22 protein-coding genes and 1 pseudogene are annotated in these 26,740 nt (G+C 36.5%); 18 read left to right on the forward strand and 5 right to left on the reverse strand.

Going from position 1 to position 26,740, the window contains the following annotated elements; translation table 11 throughout:
* Positions 1 to 119 precede the first annotated feature (119 nt).
* From AACP56_RS14020 to AACP56_RS14035, 4 genes are all read left to right on the forward strand, one after another.
* Entirely contained in the window at positions 120 to 2,546 is a 2,427-nt protein-coding gene (locus AACP56_RS14020) for an ABC transporter permease (protein ID WP_339337527.1), read from the forward strand.
* Positions 2,539 to 4,974 (forward strand): ABC transporter permease, encoded by a 2,436-nt coding sequence (locus tag AACP56_RS14025; protein WP_339337526.1) that lies wholly within the window; start codon positions 2,539 to 2,541, stop codon positions 4,972 to 4,974. The genes AACP56_RS14020 and AACP56_RS14025 overlap by 8 nt, the downstream gene beginning before the upstream one ends.
* Before the next feature lie 52 nt (positions 4,975 to 5,026).
* Positions 5,027 to 5,689, forward strand: coding sequence for an ABC transporter ATP-binding protein (locus AACP56_RS14030; protein ID WP_339337525.1), 663 nt, complete (start codon positions 5,027 to 5,029; stop codon positions 5,687 to 5,689).
* Positions 5,690 to 5,868: 179 nt separating this feature from the next.
* Positions 5,869 to 7,128, forward strand: a complete 1,260-nt coding sequence (locus AACP56_RS14035; RefSeq protein ID WP_339337524.1) for a site-specific integrase — start codon at positions 5,869 to 5,871, stop codon at positions 7,126 to 7,128.
* A gap of 88 nt (positions 7,129 to 7,216) precedes the next feature.
* Here AACP56_RS14035 and AACP56_RS14040 read toward each other — a convergent pair whose 3' ends face one another.
* The 3 genes from AACP56_RS14040 to AACP56_RS14050 form a co-directional block, all read right to left on the reverse strand.
* On the reverse strand, positions 7,217 to 7,702 hold the full coding sequence (locus tag AACP56_RS14040; protein ID WP_339337523.1) for a hypothetical protein: 486 nt from the start codon (positions 7,700 to 7,702) through the stop codon (positions 7,217 to 7,219).
* Positions 7,703 to 8,040: 338 nt separating this feature from the next.
* The gene (locus AACP56_RS14045) at positions 8,041 to 10,086 is read right to left on the reverse strand and encodes a hypothetical protein (RefSeq protein WP_339337522.1); all 2,046 of its coding nucleotides are present in this window, start codon (positions 10,084 to 10,086) and stop codon (positions 8,041 to 8,043) included.
* A 62-nt stretch (positions 10,087 to 10,148) separates the two neighbouring features.
* Positions 10,149 to 10,712 carry a DUF6252 family protein gene (locus AACP56_RS14050; protein ID WP_339337521.1) on the reverse strand — a complete coding sequence of 188 codons (564 nt, stop codon included), beginning with the start codon at positions 10,710 to 10,712 and terminating at the stop codon, positions 10,149 to 10,151.
* A gap of 151 nt (positions 10,713 to 10,863) precedes the next feature.
* Between AACP56_RS14050 and AACP56_RS14055 the strand changes: the two genes are divergently transcribed.
* The 4 genes and pseudogenes from AACP56_RS14055 to AACP56_RS14070 all read left to right on the forward strand — a co-directional run bounded on the left by AACP56_RS14055 (position 10,864) and on the right by AACP56_RS14070 (position 14,999).
* Positions 10,864 to 12,642 (forward strand): histidine kinase, encoded by a 1,779-nt coding sequence (locus tag AACP56_RS14055; RefSeq protein ID WP_339337520.1) that lies wholly within the window; start codon positions 10,864 to 10,866, stop codon positions 12,640 to 12,642.
* A gap of 76 nt (positions 12,643 to 12,718) precedes the next feature.
* Positions 12,719 to 13,453 carry a LytR/AlgR family response regulator transcription factor gene (locus tag AACP56_RS14060; RefSeq protein WP_339337519.1) on the forward strand — a complete coding sequence of 245 codons (735 nt, stop codon included), beginning with the start codon at positions 12,719 to 12,721 and terminating at the stop codon, positions 13,451 to 13,453.
* Between the two features lie 349 nt (positions 13,454 to 13,802).
* Positions 13,803 to 14,021 (forward strand): annotated as a pseudogene (locus AACP56_RS14065) (Arm DNA-binding domain-containing protein); the annotation flags it as partial.
* Between the two features lie 42 nt (positions 14,022 to 14,063).
* Positions 14,064 to 14,999, forward strand: a complete 936-nt coding sequence (locus AACP56_RS14070) for a site-specific integrase (RefSeq protein WP_339339986.1) — start codon at positions 14,064 to 14,066, stop codon at positions 14,997 to 14,999.
* A 118-nt stretch (positions 15,000 to 15,117) separates the two neighbouring features.
* Here AACP56_RS14070 and AACP56_RS14075 read toward each other — a convergent pair whose 3' ends face one another.
* Positions 15,118 to 16,230, reverse strand: coding sequence for an ATP-binding protein (locus AACP56_RS14075; protein ID WP_339337518.1), 1,113 nt, complete (start codon positions 16,228 to 16,230; stop codon positions 15,118 to 15,120).
* 769 nt (positions 16,231 to 16,999) lie between these two features.
* Here AACP56_RS14075 and AACP56_RS14080 point away from each other — a divergent pair.
* The 6 genes from AACP56_RS14080 to AACP56_RS14105 all read left to right on the forward strand — a co-directional run bounded on the left by AACP56_RS14080 (position 17,000) and on the right by AACP56_RS14105 (position 21,117).
* Positions 17,000 to 17,290 (forward strand): helix-turn-helix domain-containing protein, encoded by a 291-nt coding sequence (locus AACP56_RS14080; RefSeq protein ID WP_339337517.1) that lies wholly within the window; start codon positions 17,000 to 17,002, stop codon positions 17,288 to 17,290.
* A 137-nt stretch (positions 17,291 to 17,427) separates the two neighbouring features.
* Positions 17,428 to 17,784, forward strand: a complete 357-nt coding sequence (locus tag AACP56_RS14085; RefSeq protein ID WP_339337516.1) for a plasmid mobilization protein — start codon at positions 17,428 to 17,430, stop codon at positions 17,782 to 17,784.
* Entirely contained in the window at positions 17,765 to 18,811 is a 1,047-nt protein-coding gene (locus tag AACP56_RS14090; protein ID WP_339337515.1) for a relaxase/mobilization nuclease domain-containing protein, read from the forward strand. Before AACP56_RS14085 ends, AACP56_RS14090 begins: the two co-directional genes overlap by 20 nt.
* 383 nt (positions 18,812 to 19,194) lie before the next feature.
* Positions 19,195 to 19,707, forward strand: coding sequence for a hypothetical protein (locus tag AACP56_RS14095; protein ID WP_339337514.1), 513 nt, complete (start codon positions 19,195 to 19,197; stop codon positions 19,705 to 19,707).
* Positions 19,704 to 20,387 (forward strand): nucleotidyl transferase AbiEii/AbiGii toxin family protein, encoded by a 684-nt coding sequence (locus AACP56_RS14100; protein WP_339337513.1) that lies wholly within the window; start codon positions 19,704 to 19,706, stop codon positions 20,385 to 20,387. Before AACP56_RS14095 ends, AACP56_RS14100 begins: the two co-directional genes overlap by 4 nt.
* A gap of 199 nt (positions 20,388 to 20,586) precedes the next feature.
* Positions 20,587 to 21,117: a hypothetical protein gene (locus AACP56_RS14105; protein ID WP_339337512.1), complete on the forward strand. Its 531-nt coding sequence runs from the start codon at positions 20,587 to 20,589 to the stop codon at positions 21,115 to 21,117.
* Positions 21,118 to 21,231: 114 nt separating this feature from the next.
* Here the strand turns inward: AACP56_RS14105 and AACP56_RS14110 are convergent, their stop codons facing one another.
* Entirely contained in the window at positions 21,232 to 22,311 is a 1,080-nt protein-coding gene (locus AACP56_RS14110) for a hypothetical protein (RefSeq protein WP_339337511.1), read from the reverse strand.
* Positions 22,312 to 22,382: 71 nt separating this feature from the next.
* Between AACP56_RS14110 and AACP56_RS14115 the strand changes: the two genes are divergently transcribed.
* The 4 genes from AACP56_RS14115 (at position 22,383) to AACP56_RS14130 (ending at position 26,740) form a co-directional block, all read left to right on the forward strand.
* On the forward strand, positions 22,383 to 23,174 hold the full coding sequence (locus AACP56_RS14115) for a type IV toxin-antitoxin system AbiEi family antitoxin domain-containing protein (RefSeq protein ID WP_339337510.1): 792 nt from the start codon (positions 22,383 to 22,385) through the stop codon (positions 23,172 to 23,174).
* Positions 23,171 to 23,962 (forward strand): nucleotidyl transferase AbiEii/AbiGii toxin family protein, encoded by a 792-nt coding sequence (locus AACP56_RS14120; RefSeq protein WP_339337509.1) that lies wholly within the window; start codon positions 23,171 to 23,173, stop codon positions 23,960 to 23,962. Before AACP56_RS14115 ends, AACP56_RS14120 begins: the two co-directional genes overlap by 4 nt.
* Positions 23,963 to 24,032: 70 nt before the next feature.
* Entirely contained in the window at positions 24,033 to 25,580 is a 1,548-nt protein-coding gene (locus tag AACP56_RS14125; RefSeq protein ID WP_339337508.1) for a type I restriction-modification system subunit M, read from the forward strand.
* Positions 25,577 to 26,740 (forward strand): restriction endonuclease subunit S, encoded by a 1,164-nt coding sequence (locus AACP56_RS14130; protein WP_339337507.1) that lies wholly within the window; start codon positions 25,577 to 25,579, stop codon positions 26,738 to 26,740. The genes AACP56_RS14125 and AACP56_RS14130 overlap by 4 nt, the downstream gene beginning before the upstream one ends.

Below are 26,740 nucleotides of genomic sequence, written 5' to 3' on the forward strand. Positions count from 1 at the left end.
TTACACTTTAAAAATTAGTATGAGTATATAATAATCTCACATTCATACACTTAAATGTTTGGCATAAAAATCGTTTACCGTACACCATAAAGATTCCATTAACGACTTAAACAAAAAATATGTTCAAGCTTTTTCTCAAAATTGCAACAAGGTATTTGCTTAAAAACAAGTTATACTCTTTTATTAATATTTTTGGCTTGGCTATCGGTGTAACATCCTTTATACTTATTATGCTGTATGTAAATTATGAGCGCAGCTATGATAAGTTTGAGGGTTCAGAAAATGTTTACAGACCGTATATGGATTATTTGGAGGGTGGGACATTTGCTCCAGGTGATGCCATGACGTATAACCTTTCTGGTCCAACCTTAAAAGAGAAATTTCCAGAAGTATTAGATTATGTAAGGTTCTATTATTTTGAAAAACTGACTTTTAAAGTTGGTGATAGAATATTGGAACAACCTTTAGGTTCGTTATCGGATTCATCCTATTTTGATATTTTCAATTATCCCTTATTGAAAGGGGATAAAGAGACTGTTCTTGCCGAACCTTATTCCATTGTACTATCCAAATCATTTGCGGAAAAGCTTTTTGGTAATGAAGATCCTTTACAAAAAACAGTCTCTGCTTTTCAAGATGGTCGAGAAGCGGTATTGACCGTTACTGGGGTAATGGAGGATGTTCCGAAAACAGCTCACTATAGAAATTCGTTTTTAATTTCTTACGAGACAGAGAAAACATGGACAGATTGGGGTCCAAGAGCCCATGAGCTCAACTGGAATATGAATAATTACTATACCTATATTAAGGTAGCTCCAAATACTAATGCCGAACTTCTACGCCAAAAAATAATTGATAGCGATATTGAAGAAGACACAGAAGAACGTCACAATATTGAAGCTATTGAAAGTATTCACTTATATTCTAACAAGCCTTATGAAGTATCTGCTAATGGTAGTGTTACGCGAATCAAGTTTTTAACAGCGATTGCCTTTATTATTCTTATTCTCTCTTGGTTGAACTATGTGAATCTTTCTACAACAAAATCTATGGAAAGGGCAAAAGAAGCTGGTATAAGAAAAGTTGCTGGAGCAAAAAAATCGCAGCTGATTATTCAATCTTTAGTAGAGTCGGTTTTACTCAATTTTATTGCTATGGCAATAGCCCTGACTATGGTTTTAATATTATTGCCCATTTATAACAATATCACAGGCACAGACCTTAGCCTTAATCTAGAAAGCCTTTTCAGTTTCTTGCCCTATTTCGCTTTCATCCTATTAGGCATGATAGTGGCAGGTCTTTATCCAGCACTTTTATTAAGCAGTTATTCGCCTGCGAAGGCACTAAAAGGAAAAATAAAAACTTCAACCCAAGGTCTAAGTATTAGAAAAGGGCTAATTGTCACTCAATTTTTAGCTACTATAATTTTATTGGTAGGCACTTTGGTGGTTACTAAGCAAATAAACTTTTTAGAGAGCCAGCCAATAGGAGCTGATATTAATCAAACTATAGCACTTCGCGGAGAAGTGGTTACCAATGAAGCCGATTCTTTGGTGGTTAATGATTTTAAGGTTTTAAAAGAGGAACTTAAGAATTTACCTTTTGTCAAAAAAAGCGCTATTGCACAGACTTATCCTGGCGATAGTTTTGATAATCTCTCCTCAACGCGAGGAATTATGTTGCCTGATGGACGGAGAGTAGATGAGAAAATATTTTACAGCTATCATTCACAGCCAGATTATTTTGACTTGATAGGATTTGAATTCTTGGCAGGAAGTACATTTCTTCCTTCATCTGATTGGAAAGGTAATCAAGTTGTGGTCAATGAAACTTTCTTAAAGACAATGGGTATTTCATCTCCTGACGAAATATTAAATAAGACCATTAGCTTCTGGGGTAATAATGATTGGAAGGTTACCGGTGTGATTAAGGATTACTACCATTTTGGCTTAAAAAGTCCAGTTTTACCTATTGTTATTAGATACCAAAATCAAGTTAGCAATCTATTAGTGAAGTTAGACGCTTCTGCAACTTCAACCGCAGGGTTTGGTTCGGCAATAAGCCAGATTGAAACTAGATGGAAACAAATCTTTCCGCAGAGTACGTTTAATTATACGTTTTTAGACCAAAAGTTTGAAGCCCAATATGAACAGGACAAAGCTTTTAAATCGGCCTTTCAGATCTTTACATTGCTTGCTATTATTATTGCATCAATGGGTCTTTTTGGGCTTACCTCATACACAGTTGTGCAAAGGAAAAAAGAAATTGGTATCCGAAAGGTAAATGGTGCAACAATAACCCAAGTGCTTACACTATTAAATAAGGACTTTGTAAAATGGGTAGCTTTTGCATTTATCATTGCCGTGCCTGTTTCTTGGTACGTAATGAATCAATGGTTAGAAGGGTTCACTTACAGAACAACACTTAGTTGGTGGGTATTTGGCCTAGCAGGGATTTCAGCATTGTTAATTGCTTTGTTAACGGTAAGCTGGCAAAGCTTCAAAGCGGCCATCACAAATCCGGTAGAATCTTTAAGAGATGAATAAACCATTAATTAATCCGAAAATGATGATAAAGAACTTTTATAAAATCGCTTGGCGAAATTTGATAAAGAACAAACTAAGTTCATTTATCAATATTTTCGGATTAACTCTTGGAATTAGTGTCTGTATTGTGATTCTAATATTTGTTCACTATGAATCGACATTTGATGCGTTTCACGATAAATCTGAGGAAACATTTCGGGTTGTACAACATAACAAGCTACCTAATGAAACATTATATTGGAATACCACAGCTTATCCATTAGCAGAAGCATTACGAAATGATTTTCCACAAGTTGATATTGTCACACAAATTGCCGGACCAGTAAGTCGGGTATTTAAAATTGAAGACTCCTTTAAAAATGAAAACTTATTTGAAGAGCCCAGCGTTTTATTTGTAGATAATTATTATCCAAAAACTTTTGATGTAGAATGGTTGGCTGGAGATAAAGATACTGCCTTAAGGGAAACAGCGTCCGTGGTGTTAACAGAAAAACTTGCAAATAGATATTTTGGCCTCTCTACAGCCAATTACCAAAACGCTCTAGGTAAAACCATCTTATTGCAAAGCAAAGACCCCTTAACAGTTACTGGGGTAATTAAAAGCCCAAAAGGCAATTCTGACCATCAATATAATATGTTAATCCCGTATGAATTTTTTAAAATCAATAACCCCTATTTTTCAGCAAATTGGTCAGGGAATTATCAAGGAACAACTTATGTTGTTCTAAATGAAGCCTCACAAAAAGCAAGTTTTGAATCGAAAATTACCAACTGGAAGAGCAAATATTTAAACCCGCAAGACGATAAACGTATTTCATACCATTTACAACCACTTACTGAAGTACATAATGAGACCATATACGGAGCAAGTCCTGGAGGTTATATCATGCCTAAAAACATATTGAACATAGCATCTGTTGTTGCATTATTTATCTTCATTATTGCCTTAATCAATTTTGTAAACTTGGTAACGGCGCAATCAAACGCTAGATCAAAAGAAGTAGGTGTCAGAAAAGTAATGGGCGGAAGCAGGGCAAACTTAACATTGCAATTTGTTTTTGAAAATGCTTTTATCATTTTATTTGCTGCTGTACTATCTATTGTTGTAATTCAAGGATTTATTCAATTATTGAATAACAACTTAGCTACAATTAACCTTCAACTGGAATTTGAAGCAACTCATTTGCTTTATATACTTTTTGCCATTATTTCGGCCGTAGTTCTTGGTGCGGTATATCCAGCGATTATTCTATCAGGATTTAAACCTATTCAAGCATTAAAAAATAAGTTTAGCAGTCCTACTGGCACTAAAATTAATTTGAGGAAATCATTGGTGACGTTTCAGTTTGTTATGGTTCAGTTATTCGTTATAGCAGCTATTATTTTGGCCTTTCAAATGAATCATTTTAAAAATAGTGAACTGGGTTTTCATAGAGAAGCAGTGGTCATCACAGAGTCTCCGGATTATGAAAAATCTACTGTTTTTAGGGAAAAATTACTTGCTAATGGTGGAATTTCAAAAGTTTCATATGGATCAGGACCACCTATGGCTGTAAACGGATTTCAATTGGGCACCAATTACCGTTTGCCTGAACAGTCGGAAGAAGAATCAATGGATACAGAAATGAAAATAGGTGATTTGCACTATCTTGATTTTTTTAATCTAGAATTATTAGCTGGAAGAAATTTTCTTTCCAACAAAGAAGCTTTTGATGAATTCATCGTAAATGAAACTTTTTTGGCCTCTTTTGGATGGAAACCGAGTGATGCTATTGGTAAGAAAATACAAATAAATGAAGGCCAAGCTACTATTGTTGGTGTAGTAAAAGATTTTCATAATAACTCGTTGCAATATGAAATTACACCTTGTATTCTATTAAACTGGACGTATTATCAAAATAATGCCTTTATTAAAATGAGTGATTCGAATTACACCGCGCTTAATACCATTAAAAGTAATTGGGAAGAAACTTACACCAACGCTATTTACGATTTTCAATTTTTAGATGATGGGATAGCTAAACAATATATGGTTGAAAATATGATTTTTACCGGGTTTGGAATCTTTTCAGTACTCTCTATTTTAATCGGCTGCCTAGGGTTGTTCGGTCTAATGTCATTTATTGTTGCCCAAAAGAGAAAAGAAATAGGGATACGAAAAGTTTTGGGTGCATCCATATTGGAAAATATCTCCTTCTTTACCAAAGAGTATTTTTATTTGGTGCTACTGTCATTTATTATAGCCACGCCTATAGTTTATTATTTTATGAACTTATGGTTAGAGAGTTTTACTTATCGGATTCAACCCTCATTTTGGATGTTTTTAATTGGAGGACTTTCAACTTTTTTAATTGCCATGGTAACTTGTAGTTTTCAATCGATAAAGGCTTCAAGGGCAAACCCAATTATTGCGCTCAGAGAGGAATAAAAAACAAAACAGATTCCCATCTATCTGGGGTTACATAAAATATATAAGTATTATGCTACTACAACTAAACAATGTTTTTAAATGGGTCAATTCTGGAGGCCAGCGTATTTTTTTGCTAAAGGATATTAATCTAGGAGTTGAAGAAGGGGAATTTATTTCTGTGATGGGGCCATCTGGCTCAGGCAAATCCACCTTGCTCAACGTAATTGGTATGTTAGATGGATTTGATGAAGGAGAATATAGTTTTCTATACGAGTCTGTTCATAAGCTTAAGGAAAAACATAGAGCAAACTTGTACAAAGAATATATTGGCTTCGTATTCCAATCCTATCATTTGCTAGATGAACTAACTGTTCAGGAAAACCTTGAAATGCCTTTGCTCTATAAAAAGTTTAAAGGTTCTGAAAGAAAAGCTATGGTTGCAGATATGCTGGACCGCTTTAACATTGTTGGGAAGAAGGATTTGTTTCCTGCTCAATTGAGCGGGGGACAACAGCAACTAGTTGGCGTGGCTCGTGCTCTGATTGCTAATCCAAAATTAATCCTAGCTGATGAACCTACGGGTAATCTTAATTCCAGTCAAAGTGAAGAAATCATGGAACTATTTAAGCAACTTAATCAAGAAGGGGTAACAATTATTCAGGTTACCCATTCTGAACAAAACGCAGCTTATGGTTCTCGAATTATTAACCTGCTGGATGGTAGAATGATATAAAAATTGAAACTAGAATAAAATAAAAAGCCTTCAACGAATGTTGAAGGCTTTTGCGGTCTGGACGGGATGCTGCCCCAGTAATTTAACTTTTCATTAACATACATTATTATACTGATAATCAGTATTTTATGTAAAATAAATTTTTGATTTTACATCATAAAACACTATTTTTGGCAAAAATGCGGCACGAATGCGGCACGCTGATGTACAATTATAAGTTTTACATATCGGACAAATCCAACCAAAATGGAACCCATAGTATCAAATTAAGATACTATGAAAATCGTAATTCCAGAATTCAAATCGATACTGGAATCGAAATTCAATCCAAACATTGGAATAAAGAAAAATCTTTCCTTAAAAAATCAAAGGAAGTGGGTTCAGAATATGTTCAGCTCACTCAAATGGATAGTTTGGCCAATCAAATTATTTCTTCTTATCGAAACCAGGGCAAACCGCTTTCCAAAAAATTATTTAAAAAGCAATTTGAAGATGGGGAACCCTCCATAAACACAAAACCTGTTGAAGATTTTTTTACTGAATTTGAGCATTATCTAGAAAGCAAAAAGGGAAAGGTAGTCAAAGACGTTATCAAGGATTACAATTCCCTTAAAAAGCATTTGGAAGGTTTTCAAGAATTTTCAGGAATTATTGTAGATTTTAATGCGTTCGATTACCATTTCTACCAAGAATGGACGGATTATTTGGCCTACCATGCACCTTTAAAAAATGGAGGAGTCGGTATGAAGAACAATACCATTGGTAAATTGGTCAAGAACCTGAAGGCTTTTCTAAACGATCGTATGCGCAGAAATAGAATCAAACCTATCGATTTAACGGCCTTCAAGGTAGTACAAGAAGAAGTTGACCATATTTATTTAACTGCTGATGAGATACAGGCCATTGCGGCCGTTGATTGTAAAGATGATGAAGAGCTGGAAAGGGTAAAGGATTTCTTTGTAATTGGTTGTTTGACGGGGCTTCGGTTTTCCGATATCTCAAGGATTCGGCCTGAGTATTTGGACAATGAGGGGTTTTTAAATATTCGGCAAAAGAAAACTTCAGGCCGTATTGTAATTCCATTACGCAAACAGGTGAAGGAAGTTTTAGCAAAATATGGTGGCCAAGCCCCGGATATTGATTCCTTTACCTTTAATAAACGTATTAAGGAACTTGGGGATGGGGCAGGACTTCATCAAAAAGTGGAAATTGAACATAAACGGGGTACCATTAAAGAGGCACAACTTTTGGAAAAGTATAAACTGATCAGTTCTCACACATGTAGACGCTCTTTTTGTACCAATGCCTATCTGTATGGTATTGATGTGCAGTTGATTATGAAAATTTCAGGGCATAAATCGGAGAAGGCATTCCGGCGTTATCTCAAAATATCAAATTACGAGGCCGCACAGAAATTGAAGGAGGCTTGGGGGTTATAAACGCGTTAGTTTTTTAAATTATTGTTTCTGGTAATTACAGCAGCCCCTTTAAACCTTGAAAAAATGGGAACCTTTTAGAGGTGAGATCCTATTGAAGCTCGATTACTCCCAAAAACTGAAGAGGAGGCACTTCAATGAGTTCAAAATTTAAGTCATTAAAGGTTCCGTTAAGCGGTAAGTAATAAGATAAATCACATGGGATTTGGGTTAGCTCAGCGAAAAAACTAATCTGGATGGAATTGGTTTCAGATATATGTATAGTGTATTGAAAGCTGGATTCATTCGGAATCAATAGCTGGATGGTATTGTCCAACTTTCTGATATCTGCCTCCGGGACGGCAAATTCCCTAGGAGGATTGAAACTGAAACCTGCATTTGGAAAATCTCCTTCAACCTTTATGCTTTCTGGGTCGAAAGTGCCATTTTCAAATAGATTGGCACCCTCCGCATCTACCAATTCTAGGTAAAGGGAGGGAAAGGCAGGGTCAAAAAGTTCACAGTCAATCCCATTGTTATTTTCTGAACAACTAGTCCAAAACAGCACTGCCAAAAGCAAAAGGTAGATTTTTTTCATATTGTAAAAACTTGCGCACGATACCGTCCAATGCTTTTAAAGAGATGGTAATCCTCCAAAAAGGTTGTTTTAAATACCATTAAAAAAGCATTATCAAATAGAAAGCCCAAGATAATAAGTCCCCAGTTTCAAATATCCAAGCTTCAATAATTGAAGGGTTCAAAGATAAAATTTAGAAAAGAAATAAGTACCAAAAAAGGTTCGTTTTGCAAAACCAATATCAAAAGCGATAACGCGACACGCCAGACGTCCTTAATGTTGAAAAATCCAAAAACAAATTGTCAAACAAGATATGTCTGGATAAACGGCCGTTTTAATCCGCCTATTTCTCCAGAGCCTTATTTTCCATACTGTCCCAATCCATATTTAGCGACCAATGCACCATTTGGTTTCTTGCAGTTTTCTGGAAAGTCGGAAAAATAGATACAATCTGGCAGACCATCCTTGAATTTAACTGTCACAGCACCAGTCTGTTTTCCTAGTAATCCACTAAAATTATAATTGGCTGTCAAGGAAACAGTTTGGGTCTTATCGGAAGACTTAAACTCACGAACATTACTTATGCTATTGGGAACGTACCTATTCATAGCCCACGTTTTGGACTGGTTGCCCAATATGTCGTTGAGCAGCTTGGAAACGTTTTGCTCACCTGCAGGACCACCTAAAATCTTGATTTTCTCATAGACGCTCATCCCTTTTAAACGTGCAGGTGGTTTTTGATTGGCATAGGCCAACAAATTCGTAGCAAACTGCTCTACACTTTTTGAGTCGCAACCGTTCAATCTGAAGAAATTGGCCATATCGGTCTGTAGCGCTTTGGCCTTATGAATCTGATCTACCGAATTGCCCATCGCATTGGGATTGGTATACATATCAATTACGGTGCGCAGGGCGTTCTGGTCTTGTTTTGCGACCAAACGCATTTTTGCAGCGTACAGTTTTGGGTCAGCATAGATGCCTGTACCAACAGTCCGCCAAGCGATGCAATATCGGTCAACTTCCACACCCCAGCCATTTGTGGTGACATTTTCGCGCGAGCATTCTTGCGTCATAATCTCTACTTTATCTTCAGGAAGCTGCTCTGGACAGAGACTACCGAAGGTGTTTAAGTACCCGCTAAGAATCATCAAGAAATGACTGCTGTTGACATCCAGTTCAATATTCTCAAAATGACCACGGTAGATGTAATCGAAGAAAGCGGCATTGTTCAACCCCAAAGTCTTAAACTGCATCGTTCCCTCATCCTTTCCGTTGGTGTTCAAATACGTGATACGATCTTGGCTTTTGGTCAATTTTTCCTGTTGTTTTGCTAGTCTCTGTTTTTCGACCAATTCCTTTTTTCTAGAAACAAGTAGCCCATTTAATTTCTGGTACTGGATAGATTGTATAGGTAAATAGCCTAAATATTCATTTTCCAAACGTTGAAAATTATTACTATCCGCCTGAGCTATTCTATCTTCAATGGTTTTTAATTGGGTTTCAATGAGCCGTTCTTTTCTAGAAAGAAGTTTTTCTTCGCCTTTTTTTACTTCATTATTACCTGAAAATGCATTGTAATCATTTTTAAAATCAAGGATTTTCTGATTGATTTGGGAAATATCCGAATTCTGGTCGACCGAGCTCAGGTCCGAATCGACAGCATTTTTTAATAGTATCGAAGCCTTCATTTTCAGTCGGGATTGGAATTCAACCTGCTTACCTTGAGAAGCTTCAGGTAACAATTGCTGCCCTTGCTGTTTTAGTAGCGTTAATTTGGTCAAAGACTTTTTTTCATTATTTAATTTGTCGATAGAAGATATAACTTCATCAAGTTGAGTATCCACCTTTATGGCAATAGCTGCATCGATTTTTTCATTGGCTTGTTTTAGCTCACTATCTAAAAGTATAGCATACTCACTGGTCAAACTTTTTTTCAACTTCAAAAGTTCAGTTTTGGAAATCCCTTTTTCTGATGCTGTATCTAGTTCGTTTTTAAGTTGGTCGCGTTTAGTATCGACTGTTGCAATTTGTTTGATAAAATTTGGATTGCCGTACCCTAGATAGTTATTGTAAATAATGTTCTGGAACACCCAATTGAAGTGTGGGTCGTTTCTGTAATTTCCTTTGGCAAAACAAGCTTGAATTTTTCTGAAATCCTTGACCAATGCTTTTTGGGAAAGTTGTTCGTAAGCTTTTCCACTATAGGGTTCAAAATAAGCTTTCGAGAAATAGTTGGTTGCTAGTTTTTGCATCTTTCCGCGATTCATAGATCTCAAAGATGTGGTCTCGGGATATTCTTGTTTAATCAAATTCATCCATTCTACCAAGTCATTACAATTTTGAGCAACCACTGTAATGGCACTCAAGGTGAAAACTATAAAACATAGAACTCTTTTGGTCAGCATTGGTTAAATAGTGGGTTTAATTGATTACCATAAAGATATAATCATTTTATGAAGTTTACTTCCTAATCATTAGCATAACTGATATTGTTAAATACACCATCAGTGATTTGTAGCACTTCGCCAGTATCTGAATTTTCCACGTTATACTCGAACTCACCGGATATGGTTTGGGTATCTTTATTGATTGCGGTAATTCTCAAAAATCCAGTACTACCATCCGTATCAAAATCAAAATTTTCGCCTTCAGTTCCATTGGATGAATATCCTCCTGCGAATTGCAGCGCCAATGGGTTAGTTATCGGATTGTTAATCTGAACGCCTTCCGTGACAAGGTCAAAACTTGATCCTGCCATGGAAAGAGCAATGGCTTCACCTTGGGTGATGTCCGCACTTAGGTCAATACCGGCAATGGTAAACGTAAAAAAAACTTCACTTTGAACAAGTTGGGCCGAAATGGTAGACACGCCTCTGTCAACAGGTATCGCCTCAAAATCGTTTCCATTAATCTTTGCCGTGATAAACGAATCGCTCAATACTTGGCCATCATCATCCATAAAATTTGAATCATCCTCACTACTGCAGGCTATCAGTAGAATCGAGAAAAGGATAGGAATAATTCGCTTCATAAGAATTTGTTTTTTTAAAACTTAAAGATGCAAATACCACTTTGAAAAAGCTACAGAAAATGTATTATCGTAGGTCTTAATTAGCTTATCGTCAGGTTTTAATTGTATTACCGTTTTTAATGAGTATTTTGTTAAGCCAAACCAAACTTTAATGAGAATACATATTACCCTTTTCTTATTATGGCTTTGTCATTTAGGTCATTCACAAAATAAAGAAGCGGATTCCATCCAAGAGCTCATTATAAAATATGAGACAAACGATACCACGCTGGTCAACCTCAGGCAGAGCTATGTGGCCAAGAAAATGTTGATGACCCCAGCTGATACCACCTGGCTTGCTTACAATAAAAAAACACTCTCGTTGGCCGAAGAATTGAATTATACAAAAGGCGTACTATTGGCCAACAATAATATCGGAGTTATATATCATTATTTTCGTTCAGACCCTTTAACAGCTCTGGATTACTATCAAACGGCATACAGTATATCCGAAAAAAATCCTTCATTGAAACGCTATCAATTCTCAATGTTGACTAATATGGGTTTAATACATTACGAGCAGGAAGATTATGATAAAGCCATGCCTATCTTTAGAAAGTTACTACAGTATCCGCAACGAAAGAGCAATATGCTCTCCAATATTGGTAATATTTATGGGCTTCAACAGCAAACGGACTCTGCGGTATATTATTTCAAGGCGTCAATTAAGGAAGCAGAACGTACTAATGATATGCTGCAAATTGCCAATGTTAAAAGCAATCTTGGATTGGTACAATCACAAGCGGGACAAGTATCCGAAGGATTGGCCAATACAGCTTTCAGCCTAAAAATGATTGATTCTTTGGGTCTCGAAATGATTAGGGTGCCAGCTTACGTCAATGCTGCAGAAGTCTATATGCACAGCAATGATTTGGACAAAGCTGAACACTATGCCACTGAAAGTCTTAACGCAATCAAATCTCTCAACAATCTATACACAGAAACCAAGTCGCTTCAAACCTTGGCGACCATCCAGGAAAAAAAAGGCGACTATCAAAAGGCTTTGGAAAATTACAAGGCTGCGAATATCCTGAATGACAGCTTGGTGAATGCCGACCGAAAAGTAGAAATATCACGTAAGGAAATTCAGTACGAAGCTGATAAAAAAGAAGCACTTGCTTTAGCAGAGGCAAAACGCCAGCGCACCATCAAAAATATATTACTAGCAAGTAGTAGCGGTATTGTGTTGGCATCTCTACTCGCATTTGTATTCTATAGACGAAAACAAAAGGCGGACACGGCCATAAAGGAAGCTGAGTTCAATGCCACCGTGGCCGAAGTTGAACTAAAGGCACTTCGTGCTCAGATGAATCCACATTTTATCTTTAACAGCCTTAATTCCATCGGCGATTATATCTTGAACAATGATACACAATCCGCGAGTGACTATCTCAGTAAATTTGCCCGGCTGATGCGATTGACCCTGGAAAATTCTGATAAAAAGCTCATCACTTTGGAAGAGGATATTCAATTGCTTAACGCCTACCTGGCCATCGAGCAGAAACGGTTTGATAAGACCTTTGATTTCGAAATCCAAGTTGCCGACGATTTGGACACTGATGAAGTTCTGCTGCCCCCAATGTTGCTTCAGCCCTTTGTAGAAAACAGTATCATTCACGGACTCTCGAAATCGGAAAATGGTGGTAAGATTCAAATTAACTTCCAATCTGTACAGCAAAAATTGATTTGTACCGTAGAAGATAATGGTGTAGGTCGGGCTAAGAGCAAAAATAAGAATGGACATCTGAAGAAAAGTTCAATGGGCGTGACCATCACCCAGAATAGAATTGAGGTTCTAAATAAAACCAAGGATGCCAATGGGTCTGTCAAAATAATTGATAAGGAAATTGGCACCAAGGTAATCGTATCACTACCCTTAGCATTGACCTAATTGAGATTTAGTTTATGGATTATTGGGTTTTGTTATCTTGAAGTCCTTAATTTGACCTACTTCAAGAAAAGTTGCCATGATAAACACGCTAATTGTAGATGATGAATCCCATTGCATCAACCGCTTGTTACATTTAATAGATAGGAAACCTGGAATCTTCAATATTGTTGCAACCTGTAAAAGTGTGGATGATGCGCTCAAGGTCGCAGATAACAACTCATTAGATTTAGTCTTTTTGGATATTGAAATCAAGGATAAAACTGGTTTTGACTTTCTACGTCAAGTAGAGCATACCAACTTTAAAACAATTTTCACCACCGCTTTTGACAACTATGCGATTAAGGCTTTTAAGTTCAGTGCTTTTGATTATTTGATGAAACCCATCGATTTTGATGAATTCAATGAAACTATCGTACGCCTTAAAGAAGAGATACAATTTAAAGGACACTATGGCCACGTGCAACAATTATTTGAAAATATAGAACACGAACAGCCAAAGCTTTTAACCATCCCTTCCGTTGAAGGTTTTGAAACCGTTTTGGTAGCGGATATTGTACACTTAGAAGCGAATGGTAATTATACCTACATCCATACCAAGGATAAAAGGCAAATAGCTAGTAGACCCATAAAATTTTATGAAAATCTTTTAGATGGAAAACAGTTCTTCAAGTGCCATAAATCCCATCTTATCAATATGGAAATGATTAAGACATTTTATAAGGGAAAGCAAGCTTACGTTATAATGACCAATGGTAACCAGGTTCCGTTAGCGGTTAGGCGAAAGGATCGGTTTTTGAGACGGTTCAATTAAATCAACTCTCATCATGTCTAGCTACTTTAATTCCTTCAGCTTAGCAGATTTCGACTCAAAATAATTCTAATACTCTGGTTCGTTTGGTCTACGCGTGTCTGGCTGTAGGGGCATTTTGACGTACGAATGACCTTCATACTATAGTGCTCAAAATCTTCGGTAATCAATCCATAAAATTAGTAGAGTGGGCTTAAATACAAAGGCCACATAGCTGGTTTTGGTAAATAACTCTAATTTCTGGTTTCCCGAATCTTAAATCTCAAGTGGTGCCAAATAACGGCTGTGGATGTTACAGAACTCCGATAATTATCAATTTTAGCTTTTACATGTCGGACAAAAATCCAACCAAAATGGAACCCATAGTATCAAATTAAGATACTATGAAAATCGTCATGCCAGAATTCAAATCGATACCGGAATCGAAATTCCTTTGAAGTATTGGAACAAGGAAAAATCTTTCCTTAAAAAATCAAAGGAAGTGGGTTCTGAATATGTTCAGCTCACTCAAATGGATAGTTTGGCCAATCAGATTATTTCTTCTTATCGAAACCAAGGCAAACCGCTTTCCAAAAAATTATTTAAAAGGCAATTTGAAGATGGGGAACCCTCCATAAACACAAAACCTGTTGAAGATTTTTTTACTGAATTTGAGCATTATCTAGAAAGCAAAAAGGGAAAGGTAGTCAAAGACGTTATCAAGGATTACAATTCCCTTAAAAAGCATTTGGAAGGTTTTCAAGAATTTTCAGGAATTATTGTAGATTTTAATGCGTTCGATTACCATTTCTACCAAGAATGGACGGATTATTTGGCCTACCATGCACCTTTAAAAAATGGAGGAGTCGGTATGAAGAACAATACCATTGGTAAATTGGTCAAGAACCTGAAGGCTTTTCTAAACGATCGTATGCGCAGAAATAGAATCAAACCTATCGATTTAACGGCCTTCAAGGTAGTACAAGAAGAAGTTGACCATATTTATTTAACTGCTGATGAGATACAGGCCATTGCGGCCGTTGATTGTAAAGATGATGAAGAGCTGGAAAGGGTAAAGGATTTCTTTGTAATTGGTTGTTTGACGGGGCTTCGGTTTTCCGATATCTCAAGGATTCGGCCTGAGTATTTGGACAATGAGGGGTTTTTAAATATTCGGCAAAAGAAAACTTCAGGCCGTATTGTAATTCCATTACGCAAACAGGTGAAGGAAGTTTTAGCAAAATATGGTGGCCAAGCCCCGGATATTGATTCCTTTACCTTTAATAAACGTATCAAGGAACTTGGTGATAAGGCGGGGCTGCATCAAAAAGTGGAAATTGAACATAAACGGGGTACCATTAAAGAGGCACAACTTTTGGGAAAGTATAAACTGATTAGTTCCCATACTTGTAGGCGTTCATTTTGTACCAATGCCTATCTGTATGGTATTGATGTGCAGTTGATTATGAAAATTTCAGGGCATAAATCGGAGAAGGCATTCCGGCGTTACCTCAAAATATCAAATTACGAGGCCGCACAGAAATTGAAGGAGGCTTGGGGTTTGGATTGAAATTGTATTTCTATAATTACCAAGTATTAGCCCTCTAAGAAATATATATCCGACCTAGAAGGTTTCAACGATTTAATTTTTATAGGCTTTTAGAGAGGGGATATTTATTTTAGACTTCCTAAAGAAATTTTCGGAAATTTTTTCTGTGAATCACTTCAACGGAAGCATTATAACTTTCCATAAAGGATTCAGGAAATTTGGCTTTGGCTTTTGGACTCCATTTAAACTCGAAACCAGTAATTTTTCCAGATTCTTCTTCAACATAGTCGATTTCTTGTTGCTGCTTTGTTCGCCAGAAATAGGAATTGGCCAAAGAGCCCTCGTAGGCCCGTTTTTTGAGACGTTCTGTTATTAAGAAGTTCTCCCAAAGCCCTCCAATATCACTTCGGCTGTCCAGTGCATTGAAATTCCCGATAATGGCGTTTCTAACTCCAGTGTCATAGAAATATATTTTTTGGTTCGTCTTTATTTCATTCCTTAAGTTTCTGCTAAAACTTGTCAGCCTAAAAATTACATATCCCTTTTCCAGTAAATCGATGTAATTGGCAACGGTATTTTTATCAACTCCCACCAATTGTGCCAACTCATTATAGCTAACCTCATTTCCTAATTGTAGCGCTAGGGCACGTAGAATTTTTTCCAAAACGTGAGGCTTTCGTATCCCGCTGAATGACAAAATATCTTTATACAGATAACTGTTTGTCAATTGTTTTAAAACTTCGATTTCGTCTCCAGGATTGTTGATGACATCAGGATACATACCGTAAAGAATTCTCAATTCGAGCTGTTGTTCTGACTTTACGTAGCCGATATCCCCCTCCAGTTCTTTCCAGGAAATAGGATATAATTTATATTCCCATTTTCTTCCTGTTAAAGGTTCGCTGGTTTGGTTGTTTAATTCAAAGGCTGAGGAACCGCTTACAAATAGTTGTACTTTTTTGAATTGATCAGTAATTATTTTTAAGGTCAAACCAATATTTTCTATGCGTTGCGCTTCATCGATAAATAAGGTGGTATGGTCACCTATGATACTTTTTAATTCCTCTGTATTGGGGTTGGTCAACAAATTTCTTACCGTGGAATCGTCGCCATCCAAAAACAAATGTGACCTATTTTTTAATATAGAATTGATTAAGGTCGTTTTTCCAACTTGTCTAGGCCCAATGACAATGATTGCCTTCCCCTTATCTAACTTGTTTGTTATTTTATCTTCTAAGATTCGTTTTAGCATGGTTATTTAGTGAACGTATTCACCAAAAGTAATTCTTTTTGGTGAATACGTTCACCAAAAGTTATTTAAATTGTATAGAGTTATTACACTAATTGCCCACTATGCAATGATTTTATTCGGGCTTTTCTAACTCCAATATTAAAATCTCATAGCAATATTCGTTTGATAAAATGTATGATAACTGCTTTAAATGAATAATGATACATATGTTCATATGACTATAGCATCATATGATGATAGCAATATTGCATTCTATATTCCGATGGATTGTTTTTGTAATGATTTTACTTTTTTGTGGTTAGGGGAAAAAGACCTAATGTAGACTACCCTTGGTCTTTCGACCCTCCACCTGAGTCATTCCTTTCCCTAGCCACATCCTTTCTGCGAAAGTTCACAAAAACTGCTGGTTTTTGTGAACACCCTTGAAAAAGAGGATAAAGGTGAAAAGCGAAAGGGCTTTTCACCCTTATCTGCCATTCCGTTTCATATCCCATAACATTCAGTTCAAATATGCTGTACAGCATTTTGTGTACAGCACTCAGGTAAAATGCTGTGCAATGCTGCTAGGTTTGTAAAACAAAGTACAAGAGCAACTTGTTGCAAAAAGGGATAAGCGATTCTTTTATAGTCCAGTCTTTTTAAGGTCTTATACTAAAAAGTTGAATTTTTTAAGGGTTACCATACACAAAATGATGTATGCCAAACAAATAAAATCTTGTCCAATGCCATTAGGTTTGTTCAATAAAGTAAATCATTAAACCACTGTATCATGAAACGAATATTTATCATGGACGATGACGGACTCAAGGAATATGTTCCATTAGAATCACTTCAAAAGCAAAAGGATTCCGTTATCGAGAAACCGGCTGAAGAAGTTTCAACCGAAGAAGAATTGTTGACCATCGCAGATTTGGTCAAAAAATTCAAAGTAACCCGGCCCACAATTTATGCATGGATGAATAAAGGGTTGTTGAAAAAAATTGCACTCGGGGGTAGGGTATTGTTTCATCCGGATGATATCAATGAACTTATTAAGCGAATGAGAACTACTTCTTCGTAAAATGAGTAGAAAGAAACTGAAATCTGAATCAACCCTATTTTTAATCGGAGTTCGTGAAGCAAGCCATGTTTTTGCAAGCAAAAACTGCTCACTATGTTCGCATGGCTTGTTGGGAATACTCCCCAAACCCCTAGGATATGGCAGGACCAAAAAAGAAAATACAAGACTTGAAAGCTATTCGGGTCAACGTTAGGATGACCGTATCGGAATATCTAAGGGTATCTGAAAATGCAAGTACCTTGGGCGTTTCAATTCCTGACTTTATGCGTTTGAAAACGACTGGTAGGGTATTGCCCAGAAAAAGAATATCCCTGGAGGACAGAAAACTTTTTATCGAGATGGGTAGAATCGGAAACAACATTAATCAATTGACCAAAAAAGTACACTTGGGAATGAACAACTCTCCGCAACTCAATTCCCTGTTATTGGAACTCAAAAGCAATCTCGATGTCTTAAAATCAAATATTGTAAACAATGATAGCCAAGCAGATTAAAGGAAAAGATTTTTATGGAGTGTTGGCCTATAACGAAAAAAAGGTCGGCCAAGGAATGGGTTATGTACTGGATACCAATATTACCTATGGAAAATCCGTTGATATGACCCAAGAATTCAATATAGTTAGACAGCTGCGACCAAGATTGGGAAAGGCGGTATATCATGTTTCGCTGAGCCTGCCCTATGAGGATACATTGTGCGATAAGCAATTCACTTCTTTAGGAATGGATTACCTAAAGAGCATGGGGTTCGATGACAATCAATATATCATGTATCGACACCAAGACCAAGAACATGAGCATATCCATATCATTGCCAATAGGGTAAAATTTTCCGGAGAACTTGTCAGCGACAGCAAGGATTATGAACGAAGTGAGCAATTGGTGCGGAAACTGGAATTAGTGTACAATCTATCGCAGCTTGAGGATAATAAGTTGACAAGAAATGCAACCATTACCCAGAAAGAGATACAAAAGGTATTTCGAACTGGGGAACCTCCCATGAAGTTGATGCTTCAGTACCATCTTGAAAATTCTATCTCTAATTCCAAGAATACAACAGAATTGATAAGGGAATTGGACGCAAAGAATATAAGTCCCAAGTTCAACGTAAGTAAAAGTACAGGCAGGGTAACCGGAATATCCTTTAGATACAAAGAAATCATTTATAAAGGAAGCAGTCTTGGGCGACACTATTCCTGGAACAACATAATAAAACGTATCGATTATGAACAAGACAGAGACCGTGCGGTTATTCTCGAAACTAATAGCACAGAACGAAGAATTGATATATCTTTTGAAGAAAATTCAAACTCAGCAACAGCACATATCGGAAAAAAACAACCTATTCCAGGACGGCATATCAAAGCTGCTGAGCAACCAAAATCTTATCTGGAAAAAGCTCCATCAGACGGATTGAAACCCTTTCAAATTGAGGATAATCCTTGGAATGCATTCAAATTAGAACTTGATAACGACAGTCGATTTAAAAGGAAAAATCGTAATGGAAAAGGGTGGAAACGGTAGTCGTAATTATTGCCACTATACTTCCAAGTTTACTAAGACCCCGATTAAAATCTTATTTACAGCAAAAAAAATTGAAAAAAATATAATCCTATCACTCAATTTGCTCGGATTCAAATAAGAGAATATTATCTCAAACAAGTCTTACTTCGATTTATTTGTGGACTATAGCAGGGGAAACCTGCTGCAGTAATGAATAAGATAAAGAAACTACTACTATACATTAATCATTCATTAGCCCATGAAACGCTCTAATTAACAGAGATATGGTCTAATATTAGACTAAATTCATTGGAAAGCTTTCGATTTTCTATTAATATGCTATTACAATTATAATTAAATCAATACATTCGTATATCGCGATTCGCGAATCACAAACCATCCATATGAAAAAACATAGTGGTATGCGGCCGCATGATGTGGTTATATTGCTTAAAATTGTTGCTAAGGGCGATGCATCTTGGTTCAATAAAGATTTGGCCAATGAATTATATATCAGTCAGAGCGAAATCAGTGAATCATTAAACCGAAGTAAAATTGCCGGTCTTATTTCTGGAGACAAAAAGCAAGTTTTTAAGTTAGCCCTGCTTGATTTTTTACGATACGGTTTACGTTATGTTTATCCCGAGCAACCGTCATCCTTAGTTCGTGGGGTGCCTACTTCCCATAGTGCTCCACCGCTAAATGAAGTGATTCAAAGCGAACAAAACTTTGTTTGGCCTTATGCCCTTGGTACAAATCGTGGGTTCTCCGTAGAACCCTTACATCCCAATGTACCCAAAGCTTGTTTGGAAGACCCTAAACTTTATGAATTGTTGGCCATGACAGATGCTTTGCGATTAGGAAAGGCAAGGGAACGAAATTTAGCTATTGAAGAACTTGAAAAGCGTCTACAATGAGGAACACGCTAATAAATAAAGAAATTATTAAAAGAGTCGCCTTGGCTTTGGGGGATTTGAACAATGTTGTCATTTATGTAGGTGGTGCTACAGTTAGTTTGTACATTAATGACCCAGCTGCCGATGATGTTCGGCCCACCAAAGATATTGATATTAGTTTACAGATTCTTTCCATTCCACAATTGGAAGAAATCAGGGAGCAATTGAATGAAAAAGGGTTTTCTCAATCCGCTGATCTCGACGTAATTTGTCGTTTTAAGTTGGATGACATTCTAGTAGATGTAATGAGTACCAAGGCTGTTGGTTGGGCTCCTGCCAATCCATGGTTCGCAAAAGGTTTCGATAAAAGGGAGAAAGTGAAGATCGACGATATTTCAATACAAATCATGCCGCTCCCTTATTTTCTAGCCAGTAAATTCTCAGCCTTTAAGGATAGAGGTGGTAATGATCCCCGTCAGAGCAAAGATTTGGAGGATATCACTTATATTTTAAACAATCGCACTGATTGGCATAAAGTTATCAAGGATTCCGGGAAAGAGGTGATAGACTTTTTGAAAATGCATTTTCAAGAAATTTCTAAAAGTGCTGGAATTCAAGAAACCATGCGCGGATTTTTGTTTTACGAAGAGCAATCGGAGCGATTTAAGATGATAACCAAAAAGATTGATTACTTATTATAAATCGATTTTAATTAAAAGAAATGCGGTGGTAAATTTCGTAGCGCGCAATTATTTAAAGCTTTAAATGACCACAGAATAGCGAATAGAAGAAAACCCCATCAAGCACGCCAAAAGATTGTTTTTACCACCTAACTTTTTACTAAAAACGTCGCGGAAAAGACTTTGACAATAACTGCCTTACCGAAGAACATAAATTAGAATGATTACGATTGACGATCAATTGTTAGTAACAGACGAAATGAATGCAGTCGTAATTGATTACACTCAAAAAATAGTCTTGAAAAAATTATTGATGAAATTCGCTTTTAAGTCAGGGGACCAAGCTGAAGTTGTCACCGATTTAATTCAAAGTGTTAATTATTATGGGATGGATACAAACCCTCCCGAAATTGAACTTGAACTTTCAGCGTATGTATGGAGTTTCTTTACGGCTCTCAATAAAGAAGAACTTACCGCTTTATACTTTTGGGTACTTAACAAAAACTACCTCTGCTATTTGGATGAATTTGAATGTAATGACGACCCGTTCAACGAAAGTGAATTCGATAGAAAATTTGGTAGGGAATTGGCCTTTAAAATTTATGAGCCAAATGATAGCGGTTTAATACAAGACACCATTCACGTGCTAGAGAATTTCTTAATCAACTTTGCTACAGAATTGGATTTATCTCTAGTCGATGAATATACTTCAGAACAGATTTTGGAAGAAATAGATTATTACTGCCTGTAATGGAATAATCATTTCATTCTTAAACCTTTTCAGTTAAAGCTGGCCATAAACCTGCCTACTACACAGGTAAATTTAAAAGAATTAGTAAGCATCGATATTAATTGTGCCCCGGCTTTATTGCTCTGACCAATTACTATCACTTAGCGGATTTAATTTTTTAATGACTTCTCTTGCCCAGGATATGTAGTCCTTGGTATTCGAATTCATCTCGTTTTTTTGTACAGCTTGTTCTTCCATTGCGCTTATATAGTGCTCAGCTACTTTTGCTTTATTCCAATTTTCTGCATCAATAAATAATTGGTTCACTTTTGCCTGCTCTGATTCTTTGGCTTTTTTTAGGGCCTCTAGTTTTTGTTCCTGTAGCAATCTCTTATTCTCTTCAATGGCCTGTTCTGTCCTTAGGTCATGCCAATATTTGCAGTCCTTTTCTATCCAGGCTATTATTTCGGGTAGACATTCTTCAAGTTTTCGTTTTGTATTATCAATCCATTTTTTTTGATTGAATGAAGGGCCAGCCTGAAATTCAAGTTTATCAGACTTTTCCCAAGATTCTCTGCTCCATCCGCTTTCATCTTTATTTCTTATTCTATATACCTTCTGCCTTAGGTTTATTTCTGTTTTTTGACCAAACATCTCAACGTGTGCACTATTACAATAAAATACAATTTTACATCCCATGGCTTCCACGATTTTTATTAAAGTGTCCATAAACCGTAATGCTCTGTCTCTATGTTTCAAGTCTGTATGAATGGGTAATAAGTCGTTTTCATTTGCGACTTCCCAGTATCTAAGTCTTTTCTCGCTATTGTCTATTTTTTCCAGGAGTTTCTTTGAAGTCATGATTAATGGATGATACGTTGAGATTCTTGCCGGCACTTTAAAATTTAAATCTCTCCGCTGTTCAAGTTCAAAAGCCCTTCTATGGTAATCGGTTTTAAATTTTTTATGTTGTTGCCTAGGATCAAGGTTTATTTTAGGATTCTTGTTTTCAATTTTTGGTAGGGTAATTTTTTCTATTTCCTTATTGAACCTGACTTTAGACCAATAGCCTCTAGTAGGCAACGGTATGTTGTTTTCTAAGCAAATGTCTTTAAGATATTGGGTTTCGATGTTGAACTTTGTAGCTAGTTTACTTAAAGGTTCATTCCAAACAAGGTCAAATAATTCTTGTCGGGTGTATATTTTTTTAAGCATGATTAAAATGTTTTAGTAAAAATGCGAGATGATTAGTAATTATTGCTAACTTACTCGGAAAATTACTATAAGTGTATTTAGCTGACTACATAAAAGAAAAACTTTCTTTAGAAGAGTACTCATTTTCTACAGAGGAGCTTCAAGCGGTTACACATAAAGAAAAAGAAGCTTTAACAACTGATTTGTCTTACTTGACAAAAAAGGGAGACATTATGCCTCTGAGGAGAGGATTTTATTTAATCATTCCTCCTCGGTACTCTAAACAAGGCAAATTACCTGTACAGCTATATATTGAGAATCTGTTTAAAAATCTCAATCGCCCTTATTATTTGGGTCTATATTCCGCAGCTAAGTTTCATGGTGCAAGTCATCAACAGGTTCAACGTGATTATATTATTACTACCAAACCAACCTTACTTGATATAAATAGAGGGGCTACAGATTTACGTTTTTTTACAACGGCAAATTGGCCCGAAAAAAATATACGTATAAAAAAAGCAGATGCAGGAACGTACAAAATTTCCGACCCGGTTTTAACGGCAGTAGACCTGATTCATTACCAAAACAAATTGGGAGGATTAAATAGAATGCTGTCGGTAATCGAGGAGTTAATAGAGGAAATGACTGATATTTATTTGAAAGACCTACTTAGTTGGTATCCCCATAAAAGTACGTTGCAAAGATTCGGATATTTATTGGAAGATCTTCACCCTGATAATCCATTAATTGATTTGCTATTTGAATACTTCGAGTCAACGAAATTTTATCCTGTTTTGTTAAGTCCAGAATCAAGACAAAAGCCAGGAGCAGTAGATAACAGATGGAAAGTAGACGTTAACCTTATTTTAGAGAGCGATATATGATACCGAGACCCCACCTAGCAGCTTGGCAAGAGCATGCTCCTTGGAAATCATTTTCACAGGTAGAACAAGATTTGGTAATTAGCAGAACTCTGGTAGAACTATTTTCGGATGATTTCTTAAGGGAGCATTTGGCATTTAGAGGTGGTACGGCCTTGCATAAATTATATCTGCATCCTGCACCAAGGTATTCCGAAGATATAGATTTGGTTCAAATTAAACCCGGTCCAATTAAACCGATAATGGAACGTATTAACGAAGTCATCACCTTTTTTGAGGAACCTCGTAATACCAAAGTTAGTGGCCATGGTGCAAAAGCTTTGTATCGCTTTACCTCTGAATATGAAGATATTCGGTTGCGACTTAAATTAGAGATTAACTGTAAAGAGCATTTTAATGTATTGCCATGGGTTGAATTTCCTTTTGAAGTAAAAAGTGATTGGTTTACTGGTAAGGCTAGTATTAGGACCTATAGTATAAATGAACTTTTAGGCACTAAGTTGAGAGCGTTATATCAACGTAGTAAGGGAAGGGATTTATTTGATTTAGACTATTCCAGACTGCATTTAGGTTTAGACCACGAAGCTATCATCCAATGCTTTAAGGACTATATGGCGTTCTCTGTGGGTAAACCACCAAGCCAAAAAGAATTTCTGCTGAATATGGAAGAAAAGGAAAAAGACCTGAATTTTACAGGAGATATGGAGGCTTTATTGCGACCAGAGATAAAATATGACCAAAAAGCCGCTTTTGGGTGGCTGACAAATGAACTCATAACTAAAATGATGTAAATGAGAGTAATAATTACCCTATCTCTTTCAAAAATTGTTTTGCCGTTAGATAAAAAATAGAAAACCAAAAATGACAAGCATAAACCAAAGAGCCGAATTACAAGCCAAAATCTGGAAAATAGCCAACGATGTGCGTGGCTCTGTAGATGGATGGGATTTTAAACAGTTTGTATTAGGCACACTGTTCTACCGATTCATTAGCGAGAATTTCACCATTTACATTGAAGGTGGTGACGATAGTGTAAACTATCCAAACTTGACGGATGATGTGATTACACCGGAAATAAAAGATGACGCGGTAAAGACAAAGGGCTACTTTATCTATCCGAGCCAACTTTTTGTCAATGTTGCCAAAACTGCAAATACAAATTCAAATCTCAATACGGACTTAAAAGCGATTTTTGATGCTATTGAAAGTTCTGCAAATGGCTATCCATCAGAGCAAGATATAAAAGGATTGTTTACTGATTTTGATACAACTAGTTCACGACTTGGTAATACCGTTGAAAACAAAAACAGCCGATTAGCATCTGTTATTAAAGGTGTTGAAGAGCTGAATTTTGGAAAATTTGAAGAGAGCGAAATAGAACTTTTTGGTGATGCTTATGAATTTCTAATTGGTAATTATGCCGCCAATGCAGGAAAATCGGGCGGTGAATTCTTCACTCCTGTTCACGTTTCCAAACTCATTGCTCAATTGGCAATGCATGGGCAAACAACCGTGAACAAAATTTATGACCCAGCAGCAGGTTCAGGATCTTTACTTCTACAAGCCAAAAAACATTTTGATGATCACATCATTGAAGAAGGTTTCTTCGGGCAAGAAGTAAACCATACTACCTACAATCTTGCTCGTATGAATATGTTTTTGCACAACATCAATTACGACAAGTTTCACATTGTATTAGGTGACACCCTGAGGAACCCACAGCTAGCGGATGAAAAGCCATTTGATGCCATAGTATCCAATCCTCCTTATTCTGTAAAATGGATTGGTGATGCTGACCCTACCATGATTAATGATGACCGTTTTGCTCCTGCTGGTGTTCTTGCTCCAAAGTCAAAAGCCGATTTTGCTTTTGTGCTGCATGCACTGAGTTACTTATCTAGCAAAGGGCGGGCTGCCATTGTTTGTTTCCCTGGTATTTTCTATCGCGGTGGTGCAGAACAAAAGATTCGAAAATACTTGGTTGATAACAACTATGTAGAAAGTGTTATCTCCTTAGCTCCTAACCTTTTTTATGGAACATCAATAGCCGTCAACCTTCTGGTACTTTCCAAGCATAAAACCGAAAATAAAACACAGTTCATAGATGCAAGCGATGAAGATTTCTTTAAAAAAGTAACCAATAACAATGTGATGACCGATATGCACATTGAAAAGGTGATGAAAATGTTCGATAGTAAAGAAGAAATAGCTCATGTGGCAACCTCTATAGACAATAGCAAAATTGCTGAAAACGATTACAATCTATCGGTGAGTTCTTATGTGGAAGCGAAGGATAATCGGGAGAAGATTGATATCGTTGAGCTTAACAAAGAGCTCGCAAAAACGGCGGAGAAAATAAAAATGCTTCGTGCCGATATAGATAGAATAGTAAAGGAGATTGAAGCATGAGTGATTTTAGCAATTTGTTAGAGGGTGTGAAATTGGAGTGGAAGATGCTAGGGGAGGTTGTAAATATTAAGAATGGGAAAGATTGGAAGAAATTAAGTCCAGGAGAGATTCCTGTTTATGGTTCAGGTGGGATTATGAACTTTGTAAATACTTACGCATATAACAAACCAACAGTATTAATACCACGGAAGGGTTCAATTACAAATATATTTTATGTTGAAACTCCTTTTTGGAATGTGGATACAATTTATTACACTGAAATTGACACTAATCAAATTATTCCTAAGTTTTTTTATTATTTCATGAAAACTTTGGATTTAATAAAATTAGATACAGGGTCCGGAAGACCGAGTTTAACTCAGGCAATTTTGAATCTTATCCAAATTCCCATCCCACCTCTCGAAATCCAAAAAGAAATCGTTCGTATTCTTGATTCTTTTACAGAGCTTACAGCAGAGCTTACAGCAGAGCTTACAGCAGAGCTTACAGCACGTAAGCAGCAGTATAGTTATTATCGTGAGCAATTGTTCTGTTTTGAAAATGGAGAAGCAGATATGAAATCGCTAAATGAAATTGGGGAATTTCAAAGAGGCAAACGTTTTGTAAGAGCCGATTTAATCTCTGAAGGAATACCCACTATTCATTATGGTGAAATGTATACGCACTATGGTACTTGGGCAGCAGAAACTAAATCTTTCGTTAGCGAAGAACTAGTTAAGAACAAAAATCTAAGAATAGCAGAAAAAGGAGATGTAGTAATTGTTGCAGCAGGTGAAACAATTGAAGATCTTGGAAAAGGAACGGCTTGGTTAGGTGATGAAGGTGTTGTTATTCACGATGCTTGTTTTTCATATAGAAGTCCTTTACACCCCAAATATGTAGCTTATTTTACCCGCACAAGACAGTATCATGACCAAATAAGAAAACACATTTCTTCGGGTAAAATTTCTGCGATTAATTCAAAAGGCTTAAGTAAGGTCGTTATTCCAGTTCCTTCAAAAAAGGAACAAGAACGCATTGTTTCAATCCTTGACAAATTTGATGTGCTCACCAGCTCTATAAGTGAAGGGCTCCCAAAGGAGATAGAGCTTAGACAAAAGCAGTATGAATATTATCGAGGTATGTTATTAACCTTCCCCAAAGAAAATATAGAAGTGTAA

Origin of the sequence: Croceitalea sp. MTPC6 (assembly GCF_036985525.1) — a bacterium.
In the GTDB taxonomy this organism is placed as follows: domain Bacteria; phylum Bacteroidota; class Bacteroidia; order Flavobacteriales; family Flavobacteriaceae; genus Croceitalea.